The sequence below is a fragment of the Arthrobacter sp. Y3223164 genome (assembly GCF_059091005.1).
The window spans coordinates 1-9,892 of sequence record NZ_JBNHGF010000075.1 but is presented as its reverse complement, the minus strand read 5'-3'; the positions used below and the strand labels follow the sequence as shown (position 1 = coordinate 9,892).

Annotated in this window: 11 protein-coding genes and 6 tRNA genes; 7 read left to right on the top strand and 10 right to left on the bottom strand. The window is 67.5% G+C overall.

Going from position 1 to position 9,892, the window contains the following annotated elements; all coding sequences use genetic code 11:
- Positions 1-816: alpha/beta hydrolase family protein (locus AC5RUJ_RS06265; protein WP_494155678.1), on the top strand; the 816-nt coding region annotated here is incomplete at its 5' end.
- 57 nt (positions 817-873) lie between these two features.
- Here AC5RUJ_RS06265 and ybaK read toward each other — a convergent pair.
- The 3 genes from ybaK to AC5RUJ_RS06250 all read right to left on the bottom strand — a co-directional run bounded on the left by ybaK (position 874) and on the right by AC5RUJ_RS06250 (position 2,805).
- On the bottom strand, positions 874-1,365 hold the full coding sequence (gene ybaK, locus AC5RUJ_RS06260) for a Cys-tRNA(Pro) deacylase (protein ID WP_494128194.1): 492 nt from the start codon (positions 1,363-1,365) through the stop codon (positions 874-876).
- 2 nt (positions 1,366-1,367) lie between these two features.
- Positions 1,368-1,835, bottom strand: a complete 468-nt coding sequence (locus tag AC5RUJ_RS06255) for a SufE family protein (protein ID WP_494155677.1) — start codon at positions 1,833-1,835, stop codon at positions 1,368-1,370.
- A gap of 64 nt (positions 1,836-1,899) precedes the next feature.
- Positions 1,900-2,805: a sulfurtransferase gene (locus AC5RUJ_RS06250; protein WP_494128196.1), complete on the bottom strand. Its 906-nt coding sequence runs from the start codon at positions 2,803-2,805 to the stop codon at positions 1,900-1,902.
- Positions 2,806-3,131: 326 nt separating this feature from the next.
- Here AC5RUJ_RS06250 and zapE point away from each other — a divergent pair, with 326 nt between their 5' ends.
- Entirely contained in the window at positions 3,132-4,169 is a 1,038-nt protein-coding gene (zapE, locus tag AC5RUJ_RS06245) for a cell division protein ZapE (protein ID WP_493999572.1), read from the top strand.
- Between the two features lie 139 nt (positions 4,170-4,308).
- Here the strand turns inward: zapE and AC5RUJ_RS06240 are convergent, their stop codons facing one another.
- Positions 4,309-4,686, bottom strand: a complete 378-nt coding sequence (locus tag AC5RUJ_RS06240) for a hypothetical protein (RefSeq protein ID WP_494155676.1) — start codon at positions 4,684-4,686, stop codon at positions 4,309-4,311.
- Positions 4,687-4,985: 299 nt separating this feature from the next.
- Here AC5RUJ_RS06240 and AC5RUJ_RS06235 point away from each other — a divergent pair, with 299 nt between their 5' ends.
- On the top strand, positions 4,986-5,702 hold the full coding sequence (locus tag AC5RUJ_RS06235; protein ID WP_494128198.1) for a hypothetical protein: 717 nt from the start codon (positions 4,986-4,988) through the stop codon (positions 5,700-5,702).
- Positions 5,703-5,850: 148 nt separating this feature from the next.
- On the opposite strand, the gene AC5RUJ_RS06230 is transcribed toward AC5RUJ_RS06235, so the two are convergent.
- The 6 genes from AC5RUJ_RS06230 to AC5RUJ_RS06205 all read right to left on the bottom strand — a co-directional run bounded on the left by AC5RUJ_RS06230 (position 5,851) and on the right by AC5RUJ_RS06205 (position 6,770).
- Positions 5,851-6,099, bottom strand: a complete 249-nt coding sequence (locus AC5RUJ_RS06230; protein WP_494013873.1) for an antitoxin — start codon at positions 6,097-6,099, stop codon at positions 5,851-5,853.
- A 123-nt stretch (positions 6,100-6,222) separates the two neighbouring features.
- Positions 6,223-6,297 (bottom strand) — tRNA-Val (locus AC5RUJ_RS06225).
- Positions 6,298-6,341: 44 nt separating this feature from the next.
- Positions 6,342-6,415 (bottom strand) — tRNA-Gly (locus tag AC5RUJ_RS06220).
- 38 nt (positions 6,416-6,453) lie between these two features.
- Positions 6,454-6,525, bottom strand: a tRNA-Val gene (locus AC5RUJ_RS06215).
- Between the two features lie 39 nt (positions 6,526-6,564).
- Positions 6,565-6,635: transfer RNA gene (locus AC5RUJ_RS06210), tRNA-Cys, on the bottom strand.
- Between the two features lie 61 nt (positions 6,636-6,696).
- Positions 6,697-6,770 (bottom strand) — tRNA-Gly (locus AC5RUJ_RS06205).
- A 343-nt stretch (positions 6,771-7,113) separates the two neighbouring features.
- On the opposite strand from AC5RUJ_RS06205, the gene AC5RUJ_RS06200 reads away from it, so the two are divergent.
- From AC5RUJ_RS06200 to fmt, 4 genes are all read left to right on the top strand, one after another.
- Positions 7,114-7,188 (top strand) — tRNA-Val (locus AC5RUJ_RS06200).
- Positions 7,189-7,321: 133 nt separating this feature from the next.
- Complete coding sequence (locus AC5RUJ_RS06195) at positions 7,322-8,194, top strand: cytochrome (RefSeq protein WP_493999576.1); 873 nt, start codon at positions 7,322-7,324, stop codon at positions 8,192-8,194.
- A 58-nt stretch (positions 8,195-8,252) separates the two neighbouring features.
- The gene (def, locus tag AC5RUJ_RS06190; RefSeq protein WP_494074541.1) at positions 8,253-8,849 is read left to right on the top strand and encodes a peptide deformylase; all 597 of its coding nucleotides are present in this window, start codon (positions 8,253-8,255) and stop codon (positions 8,847-8,849) included.
- Positions 8,850-8,866: 17 nt separating this feature from the next.
- The gene (fmt, locus tag AC5RUJ_RS06185; protein ID WP_494074545.1) at positions 8,867-9,796 is read left to right on the top strand and encodes a methionyl-tRNA formyltransferase; all 930 of its coding nucleotides are present in this window, start codon (positions 8,867-8,869) and stop codon (positions 9,794-9,796) included.
- Positions 9,797-9,892: the final 96 nt, after the last annotated feature.

Below are 9,892 nucleotides of genomic sequence, written 5' to 3'. Positions count from 1 at the left end.
GGCGGTGCGGCCTACCCGGACCCGGCCGCCGTCGGGCTGGCCAACGAGGAAGTCGACATCGAGGTGGAAGGCGGCATTGCGCCGGCCTGGCTGGTCCGCGCCGAGGCGGAGGCGAAAACCTGGGCCATCATGGTGCACGGCCGGGGTGCGTCCCGGGCAGAGGGCATCCGCGCCGTCCGGTCGGTCCGCGGGCTGGGCATGGCGTCGCTGCTGATCTCCTACCGGAACGACGGCGAAGCCCCCTCCGCCCCGGACCGCCGCTACGGGCTGGGCATGACCGAATGGCGCGACGTCGAGGCGGCGATCGGGTTCGCCCTGGCGAACGGGGCGGAGGATGTGGTGCTGTTCGGCTGGTCGATGGGCGGGGCGATCAGCCTGCAGGCAGCCGACCAGTCCCGCTACCGGAGCCGGATCCGTGCGCTGGTGCTGGACGCCCCGGTGATTGACTGGACCGACGTGCTGGCCCACCAGGCGAAGCTGAACCGGATACCGGATGCCGTGGGGCAGTTCTCGCAGTGGCTGATCTCGAACAAGGCCGGACGGCTGCTGACCGGCCTCGCCGCCCCGCTGGACCTGAAGATGATGAACTGGGTGGCCCGGGCCGACGAGCTGCAGGTGCCGACGCTGATCGTGCACAGCGAGGAGGACGACTTCGTGCCGCACGGCCCGTCGGCGGCGCTGGCCGAGAAGAACCCGCTGGTCACGTTCGAGCCCTTCAGCGGGGCCGGTCACACCCGCGAATGGAACGTGGACCCCGAACGCTGGGAGCGCGTCGTCACGTCCTGGTTGACGCGGGTGCTCCGTCCGGTCGGCTAGGGCCCTCATCCGGCCTTCAGCGGGGAAAAGGACGCGCCCCTCCGCTCGGCCAGGTCCTTATCCGGCCTTCAGCGGGGCGAAGGACGCGCCCGTCAGCGCGGCCAGGTGCGCCGGGGCGATCTCGATATCCAGCCCGCGGCGGCCGCCCGAGACCAGGATGGCGCCGAAGTCCCGGGCGGTGGAATCCAGCACCGTGGGGCTGGCGTGTTTCTGCCCCAGCGGCGATATCCCGCCCAGCACATACCCGGTGCGCCGCCGGGCTACCTGCGGGTCTGCCATGGCTGCGCGCTTCCCGCCCAACGCTGCGGCCAGTTTCTTCAGGTCCAGGCTGGAACTGACCGGCACGACGGCGACCGTCAGCGATTCGTCCACGACGGCCATCAGGGTCTTGAATACGCGGGCGGGATCCATCCCCAGCGCCTCCGCGGCCTCAAGGCCGAAGCTGGGCGCCGCGGGGTCGTGGGCATAGGTGTGCAGCACGTGCGGAACCCCCGCCCGCTGCAGCAGCGTGGTGGCGGGGGTTCCGGCGGATGGTTTGTGCCTGGCCACCGTCAGGCCGAGGCGGCGCGCAGTTGCCGTGCCTCGGTGATCAGGCGCTTGATGCGGTACAGCATGGCGGACATGCCGCGGATCCGCAGCGGGGTGATGGCACGGGTCAGGCCCAGGTGCTCGGCGATATCGTCGGGAACGGCCAGGATCTGCTCTGCCGGCAGCCCGTTGAGCCCCTCGTGCAGCACGGAGGCGAAGCCACGCGTGGTGGGGGCTTCCGGCGGAGCCGAAAAGTAGATCTGCACGTCCTGGTCCGGGTCGTCGCCCAGCTCCAGGGTCAGGAAGAGAGGAGACTGGCATTCCACCACCTGCTCCAGCAGTTCCGGATGCCCGGCGAAGCGTTCCGGCAGCTCGGGCAGCTCCCGGGAGAACTCCAGCAGCAGCTGCAGCCGCTCGGCCTCGCTGACCGCCTGGAAGTCGTCGATGATTTCTGCCAGCGGTTCGGGAATCGCCTGCTCGGTCACGGTCATACTTGCGCTCTCTCTTGCAGTTTCGGGCTCGTTACGTCAACGTTGCGTGCCCGCCGGCTATTCCTCAGCGGGCCGAGGCGGGGATTTCGCCGGGCTCGGCGCCCCTGACGATCGGCACGCGCACGGCATTGCCCCATTCCGTCCACGAGCCGTCGTAGTTGCGGACCGTGTCGAAGCCCAGCAGGTACTTGAGCACGAACCACGTGTGGCTGGACCGCTCGCCGATCCGGCAGTACGCCACCACGTCGTCGCCCGGCTTCAGCCCGGCCTCGTCCAGGTAGATGGCCTCGAGCTCTTCGCGGGAACGGAACGTCCCGTCCTCGGCCGCCGCCCGCGCCCACGGCACGGACGCCGCCGTCGGAATGTGGCCCCCGCGCAGGGCCCCTTCCTCGGGGTAGGCGGGCATGGTGGTGCGCACGCCGGTGTATTCCTCCGGGGAGCGGACGTCCACCAGCGGCTTGCCGAAGTGGTCCAGCACGTCGGTGAGGAAGGCCCGGATGGGCGCGTCGTTGCGCTCGACGACGGGGTAGTCAACCGCCTCGGGCCGCGGCACCTCGGTGGTCAGCTCCCTGCCCTCCGCGATCCACTTGTCACGGCCGCCGTCCAACAACCGCACGTCTTCGTGGCCAAACAGGGTGAAGACCCAGAGCGCGTAGGCCGCCCACCAGTTGCTCTTGTCCCCGTAGAGCACCACGGTGGTGTCCCGGCTGATGCCCTTGGAACCGAGCAGCGCGGCGAAGCCCTCGCCGTCCACGTAGTCGCGGGTGTCCGGATCATTCAGGTCGGTGTGCCAGTCGATCTTCACCGCGCCCGGAATATGGCCGGTCTCGTACAGCAGGATGTCTTCGTCGGACTCCACGACCACCAGCCCGTCCGCGCCCAGGTTTTCAGCCAGCCACTGCGTGGAGACCAGGCGGTCGGGGTTGGCGTAGGCGGCAAACTTCTCGTTGTGCTCGGCGGCAATGGGCATGGCAAACCTTTCCTTGACGTGCAGCTTTCCATAGCGTGCAGACGGCCGTGCAAAACGGCCGGGGACTTCTGTTTAGCCTAACCACCGGAGCAGGCAAAAGCTTCCGGGGCCTCACCCCGCGTCACATCGTGGCCGGGCGGAGCGCCTGGGCCCGCAGGGAGGAGCGCCTGGGTGCGCCGGCCGGAGCACCGTGGCCCGCCGGCCCCGCTGTGGCCTGGCTTACACCGGCTGCCGCCGGCGGGCGGGGTAGCGTATCGTTTTGCTGGCGGCATTCCGGCCGCTGTGCATTCTCCGAGCCCATGTCAGGAAGGCAGCGGTTAGCCTACGTGCCCCAGATTGAACAGCTTTCACGCCGGACGCCGAAGGTGTCCGTGGACGAACTGCTGGCGGGCCTGCACCCGTCGCCGCGCTTCGGCGAAGTATCCTTCGCCAGCTACCGCCCGGACCCGGCCCAGCCGTCCCAGAGCGAGGCCGTGACTGCGCTGCAGCGTTTTGCGGTTGTGGTCGACCGGCCCAAGCCCAAGGGCTTGAAGAAGCTGTTTGGCGGCGGCAAGCCGGAGGGCCACTCCGGCATTTACCTCGACGGCGGGTTCGGCGTGGGCAAGACCCACCTGCTCGCCTCGCTGTGGCACGCCGTCGACGGCCCGAAGGCCTTCGGCACCTTTGTGGAGTACACCAACCTGGTCGGCGCCTTGTCGTTCCGCAAAACCGTGGAAGCGCTCAGCAGCTACCGCCTCGTGTGCATCGACGAGTTTGAACTGGATGATCCCGGTGACACCGTGCTGATGTCGCGGCTGATGCGCGAGCTCGCCGACGCCGGGGTCAAGCTTGCGGCAACCTCCAACACCCTGCCGGGTTCGCTGGGGGAGGGACGCTTTGCCGCCGTCGATTTCCAACGGGAAATCCAGGTGCTGTCCGACCAGTTCGAGGTCATCCGGGTGGACGGCGAGGATTACCGGCACCGGGGGCTTCCGGCCGCCCCCGAGCCGCTCAGCGACCACGAACTTAAGCGGCGGCTGCATGACTTCGATGGCAAGGTGGTGGCCGCCGACGAATTCTCCGATCTCGTCAACCACCTGGCCGGGGTGCATCCCAGCCGGTACAAGCAGTTTCTCGACGGCGTGGACGCGGTGGCCTGGCATAACGTGCACACGATCACCGAGCAGGCCGTGGCCCTGCGGTTCGTGGTGCTGGCCGACCGGCTCTACGACAAGGACGTGCCGATCATCGCCAGCGGCGTGCCGTTCGATGAGCTTTTCACCCCGGAAATGATGTCCGGCGGCTACATGAAGAAGTATTTCCGGGCGGTATCCCGCCTGACCGCGCTGGCCCGCGAGGGCCAGGCCGGCGAACCAGCGGCCTAGCTCCCGCAGCCGGGCGCGCACATGCCGCCACTGTGCAGGAGTAATGCCCTGCGCCTGATGACGATACGACCGGGCAACCGACGCGACCGACGCGGTGTTCAACTACGCGACCCCGCCGAATGGCCGAGACCGGGCGCCCCTACTCCGTGATGCCAAGCATGGTGCAGATGTTCGGCATGCTGTTGGCCGTGCACAGCCGGTACGTTCCGGGGCGAATGCTGTCCGGAATGATGAGGGTGTCTGGGCCAGGTCCCTCGACGCCAATATCCTTCCAGGTTTGGCCCTTGGGGTCGTTCGCAGGCCACCATGTTGGGGAACCAGAGCCGCCGTCGTCATCGGTCGTGGCAATGAGGTAGTAGCGGACAAGCCAGCTGTTGCCGTCCTGTTCTTCCAGAACCCAGGGGATTCCCCGGGAAGTTTCCTCGGGGAATCGGACCTTGATGGTCTGCCCTGGTTTAGTAGGAGAAGGCGAGACTTTGAGCAGTTCGGGATGCATCTGCGCGTCTGGATCGTTCACCCCTGCCGTGCCGGCTGGTTCTTGGACGGCGGTTCCTCCGGATGTTGAACTTCCACAGCCGGACAACGCCAGCAGTACGACAACCCCAGTCGTCAGTTTGGCTGTCGCATGCATGACCGCCCCTTGTTTGATGTACAACGGTCTGCGTCACGGTAGCGGCGGAACAGCATGGAGAGGAAGGGTGGGACGCTGCGAAGCATAACTTCATGTTGATGCGGCCAGATGACCAGGGCCTGGCCGAGGCAGTCGATTTCTTGGGGACAGAGGATGTGGAGGATCTGGAGCTTGGTGAGAAGTAGGTGCAGGAGGCACTGTGCGGTTCTGTGCCGGTCCTATGGTGGGACACTTACCTGACCGAGCTGGAGCGGACGAGGAATCAAAATCTCGAAAGGGAATTCATGAGATCCAATCAGCCCCGGCCAGATAACCCCTGGCCGCAGGACATGGTCATCTCTGTAAAAGTCGCGCCGAACCACCTATCGCTCCTGCTCTTCATCCGTAGCGTTTGGAATATTGCCCCGGATGTCGCCATTCCCGAGTTGAACCCGGCACCGAAGCCCGGTGCCTCGCGACTGCCTGCCACTGCAGACAGGACTGAGTGGGGCGCCCGTTGGCAGCAGGCTTGGGAACGAGCTTGGGCCTGGTACGACACGGGGGACCAGAAGAACCAGCATCCAACGCCGGAAATCCGCTCCGATCAGGAGAGACACGTGGCCTTCCCGCCGGGCTGGACTACCGAATACGGCTGGGATGGCGTGGACATCGACGGCTTCAACCATTGGCAAATCCAGCTGCAGCCCAACCACATGCTCCCTGTTGAACTACACCCCGAACGCCGCTGTCTGCCGGCTCTGATTGCCGCTTGGAAAACAGGTTTGGACACCGTCCTGGTCATGCCTTATCAGGGGGACTACGCCAAGCGCATCAGCCCAAGGCATCTCGTCGTCTCGGCGCAGACCCATGACGATCCCGAGAGCTACACTCGCGCCTTGGCCTCCAGGCTCCCACCCGGTTAGCTATCAGTTGCCGAGCAGCGGCGCAGGAATGGGACGGGCTGACGGGTCCGCCGGACCGCAAGGCACGCACGGGCGAATAAGCGGCCTCACGACAAAGGGTGCCGGCTCGCCTCCCGGCGGTCCGGCACCCTCCTTGGCGTGCCCAGGACTAGGCGGACGGAGTGTTCCCGTCGGACGGTGCCTGGCCATCCCTGTCACCGAACGTGTCGACGAAACGGGATGCCTTGGCCTGCAGGCCGCCTACCTGCTTGGAATACTTACCGCCGGTCTTGGCGTCGATGTAGTCACCGGTGCTGCCGACGGCACCCTTGATCTTGCCAGAGTGTTCTCCCACGAGACCGGCTGCCTTGTCCTTGAGTCCTCCGGCCTTGCCCTTGAGCTCGTCAAATACAGACACAGCCACCTCCTTTCCGACGGGGGGCCTTTCGCCCCTGCACATCCATCGTAGGCACCGCGCCGCGGGCGCTCAACGGAGTAGACGGCTTAAACAAGGAGGGCTCCCGCCGGGGGAGCCGTGGAGTGGTGGGCGATACTGGGATCGAACCAGTGACCTCTTCCGTGTCAGGGAAGCGCGCTACCGCTGCGCCAATCGCCCCGGTGTGCCCGAGGCGGGCCGCTGGAGAAAACGCTGAAAAAGAGAGCGGACGACGGGATTCGAACCCGCGACATCCACCTTGGCAAGGTGGTGCTCTAGCCAGCTGAGCTACGTCCGCGCGAAACGGTTTCCGGATCACTCCGGACTGCGTTCCAGTGGGCGATACTGGGATCGAACCAGTGACCTCTTCCGTGTCAGGGAAGCGCGCTACCGCTGCGCCAATCGCCCGTGATCTCTCACGAGATGTTTGCTGTGTCGCCGCAAACGAGGTGGGGACGGGATTCGAACCCGCGTATACGGCTTTGCAGGCCGCTGCCTCGCCTCTCGGCCACCCCACCGTGCCTATTCGCAGTTGCGCTAGGACCGGCCAGCGACGCTGGCACGTTACAGTGACTTGCGAGCGGACGACGGGATTCGAACCCGCGACATCCACCTTGGCAAGGTGGTGCTCTAGCCAGCTGAGCTACGTCCGCAAAAGTTTTCCATCACTTTTTCCGCGATCCTTCATCGAACGGCTCGCGGCGTCGCTGTGATTTCCAACGAGTAAAAACTCTATAGGACGATTCCCGCTTCGTCCAATCGACGCTGTGGCGGGTGAAACGACGCGGGCCGGTCGGCCCGGAGGCTATCGACGCGGCGGCGGGCCCGCCGACCCGTTCCGTGGCCCACCCGCGGTCCCGTTCCTCGCCCGCCCCAAAGACCACACAGGTAACAACTGCCCAGGCGCAGTGGCCGGGCGATTTTTGTTTCAGCGCCTCGGTGGGCTAGCATTTCTAGACGTTGCAGGAAGCGCCCGGCGCATCCGGCAGCAAGCCCGGGCGATTGGCGCAGTGGTAGCGCGCTTCGTTCACACCGAAGAGGTCACTGGTTCGAACCCAGTATCGCCCACCACGGAAAACATCCCCGGCCAGGCAGCATCGCCTGGCCGGGGATGTTTCGTTAACGGGCGCGGGGCCGGCCGCCGTCGCGCCGGCCCTGTGCCTTGCGGACCGGAACGGTCAGTGGAACCTGAGAAGATTTCCTTATGACTGCACCACTTCTTGCGCATGCCACCGCCAACGGCCGCATGTACGCGCGCTCCACCTCGGAGCCGCCGTCGGTTCCCTCCATCACCACCGTGATCGCGCAGGAGCCGACCACGCTGGACGGTTGGTTCGCCCACATGGCAGCCACCTCCCTGGCCTCCGATGCCAGGCTGGCCGAGGCCGCCGGAGACCCGGGGCGGCTGCGGTCGCTGGCGAAGGAAGCGACCCTGGCCGCCGACCGCTACCGGGATGCCGCCGCGCTGCGCGGGGACCGCGTCCACGCTTACTGCGAACAGGTGGCACTGCGGGCGCTGGACAGGGAGCACGACGTTGCGGGTGCCCGGGAGGCGCTCAAGGCCAACGGCGAAGAGGCTTTCGCCGCCAGGTTCGACGAATGGTGGCAGCTCTACGGGGTGGAGCCGATAGCCCCGGAGATCACCGTCTGGAACCAGGAAGTCGGATACGCCGGCACCCTGGATCTCGTGGCCCGGATTGCGGGGCGCACCTGCCTGATTGACTTCAAGACCAAGGGCACGGACCGCAACGGTCAGGTCAAGGCGCTCAACGACAAGGTGGTCATGCAGTTGGTGGCCGGCATGAAGGCACAGGAGTCGCTGGTCGACGCCGCGACGGGGAGCTGGGAGCCGTGGGCGCACGGTGACGATCCGCTGCTGCTGGGCGTGGCGATCGGTGAGACGGAAGTCCGGCCGATGCGCGCCAACCCCGAGGTGCTTCGATGGCACTGGTACCGCTTCTGCTCGCTGCGCCGGGCGTGGGAAACGCATCTGCAGGTAGCCGAGGCGGGCCGGGCGCTGCTGCCGATAGCGCCGCCCCCTGCGGCGGCCCTGCAGGCGGTCCAGCAGGCCCACTAAACTGGATCGGAACCCAACGGCAGCGTACTGAAGCGGCAACAGTGAGGACAAGAACTACATGGCGATCCTGAGCATCCGGATTATCGGCGACCCCGTGCTGCGGACCAAGGCGGAAACGGTCACCGCGTTCGGGCCGGAGCTGGCCAAGCTGGTGGCGGACATGGACGAAACCATGGAGGACGTCGACGGCGCCGGGCTGGCCGCCCCGCAGGTTGGCGTGAGCCTGCGCGTCTTCACCTTCCGCGTGGACGGCCGGCGCGGCCACGTGGTCAACCCGGTGCTCGAGCTCAGCGACGACTTCCAGGACGACGTCGCCGAAGGATGCCTGTCGATCCCCGCGCTCGGCTACCCGGTGCGCCGGCGCCGCTGGACACGAGTCACCGGCCAGGACCTGCACGGCAACCCGGTCGAGTACGAGGGCGAAGGGATGCTGGCCCGCTGTTTCCAGCATGAGGCCGACCACCTGGACGGAATCCTCTACATCGACCACCTCACCGGCGAGAACCGGAAGAACGCGCTGCGCTCCATCCGCAACGCGGGATACAACGGAGTGGCCGGCGAGACCCAGGCCCAGCGCGCGGCCCACGTCGGCTCCGGCTTCAGCCGCGGGCCCGCCCCGGCGGGCACGGGTTCCTTCGGGCAGCCGCTGGCATGACGGAAGGCGGCAGGCGCTTGCGGGTCCTCTTCGCCGGCACTCCCGGCGTGGCCGTGCCCTCCCTCGACCGGCTCGTCGGGGATGGCTTCGAGATCGTTGCCGTGCTCACCCGGGAGGACGCGCCGGTAGGGCGTAAACGCGTCCTGACCGCCTCGCCGGTGGCGGCCCGCGCCGCGGAACTCGGCGTGCCGGTGATCCGGGCCAACCGGATCGGATCGGCCGCGGCCGATGCCATCCGGGCAGCCGCCCCGGATGTGGCGGCCATCGTGGCCTACGGCGGCCTCGTCCCGGAGGCCGCGCTCGGCATACCCGAACACGGCTGGATCAACCTGCACTTCTCACTCCTGCCCGCGTGGCGCGGCGCCGCGCCGGTGCAGCACGCCATCATCAACGGCGACGACGTCGTCGGCGCCTCCACCTTCCAACTGGAGAAGGGGCTGGATACGGGCCCGGTGTACGGCACCCTGACCGAGGCGTTGCGCCCCGCGGACACCAGCGGCGAGGTGCTGGAGCGGCTCTCCCACAGCGGCGCCGTGCTGCTGTCGCAAACCCTGGCGGCCGTTGGCGCGGGCACAGCAGTGGCGGTGGCGCAGTCCGGCGACGTCAGCCTCGCGCCCAAGCTGTCCCTGGAGGACGGTCACATTGATTGGCGGCAGCCGGCGCTGGCCATCCGCCGCCGCATCAACGGCGTCACTCCCGAACCCGGTGCCTGGACCATGCTCGACGGGCAGCGCTTCAAGCTGGGCCCGGTACGCCTGCGGCCGGAGCACCGCGGGCTGCCGCCCGGGGCCGTGAGGCTGTCCGGCGGCTCGTCGGCCTCGGCGCTCGTGGGCACCGGTTCCCATGCCGTGGAGCTGGACAGGGTCCAGCCGGCGGGCAAGAAAATGATGGATGCAGCAGATTGGGCCCGCGGGCTCGGACAGCGTGAGGACGTGCACTTCGAATGAGCGGCCGGAATGAAGGCAGCCGGAACAGCGGACGCCAAGGCGGCGGCGGCCAGGGGGCCGGCCGCCGTGATGCTGCGGGGCGGGAGCGAAACCGCG

Excerpts from the sequence above, each read along its gene's own strand:
- AC5RUJ_RS06255 (WP_494155677.1), bottom strand. The coding sequence starts at position 1,835 with ATGACCGTGACCGAGCAGGCGATTCCCGAACCGCTGGCAGAAATCATC.
- AC5RUJ_RS06250 (WP_494128196.1), bottom strand. The coding sequence starts at position 2,805 with ATGCCCATTGCCGCCGAGCACAACGAGAAGTTTGCCGCCTACGCCAAC.
- AC5RUJ_RS06195 (WP_493999576.1), top strand. The coding sequence starts at position 7,322 with ATGACTGCACCACTTCTTGCGCATGCCACCGCCAACGGCCGCATGTAC.
- def (WP_494074541.1), top strand. The coding sequence starts at position 8,253 with ATGGCGATCCTGAGCATCCGGATTATCGGCGACCCCGTGCTGCGGACC.